Annotated in this window: 1 protein-coding gene; it reads left to right on the top strand. The window is 41.4% G+C overall.

Annotated elements, in window-relative coordinates:
* Nucleotide 1: 1 nt before the first annotated feature.
* The coding region (locus tag ABMQ40_RS16655) for a glutaminyl-peptide cyclotransferase (RefSeq protein WP_370901635.1) at nucleotides 2–660 on the top strand (659 nt) is incomplete at its 3' end.

Genomic DNA, 660 nt, shown 5'->3' with positions numbered 1-660 from the left:
TATAATAGCGGGCTTTGCTGCGGTTTTGTTTCTGGTGTCTTGTAAGAATGATAAAAAGATCCTTGACTCTTTAAGTAATTATAATACCTCGATGGAAGCCAAAGGCTACCATTTCGGCGATAAGCTTAATCTTCCGAAAGAAATTACGGACAATGCAGAAAGTATAACCATCAGCTTTGGTGACAAGGAAACTTCAAACCTGATCATTGATCCTAAGTTTTTCACATTGGGAGACAATGCCGTGACATTCAATATCAAAATCAAAAGTGGGGAAACTTTAAATCAGGACGCTACCATCAATGTTTTCGCAAAAGATCCCGAGAAAAATCTTTCATATGAGATCGTGTCTGAATATCCGCATGATCCCAAAAACTTTGTACAGGGATTTCAGCTTGAAGGAAACACGATCTATGAAAGTGACGGGCAGAACGGCTCTTCGCAGATTCTGAAATATACATTGGGGACTACCACTCCTCTGGCCTCTACAAAACAGGCACAGGAAGATTTTTCAGAAGGGAGCACCATTGTGGGGGATAAAGTATACCAACTGACCTGGCAAAGCAAGAGAGGATATATCTATGATAAGAATTCCCTTAAGCTGTTATCCGAGTTTGCTTACCCGAATGTATTGGGAGAAGGCTGGGGGCTAACCTATGACGG

It is taken from the genome of Chryseobacterium gossypii (assembly GCF_041361455.1).
In the GTDB taxonomy this organism is placed as follows: Bacteria; Bacteroidota; Bacteroidia; order Flavobacteriales; family Weeksellaceae; genus Chryseobacterium; species Chryseobacterium gossypii.
This window is presented reverse-complemented; position numbering and strand designations above follow the sequence as displayed.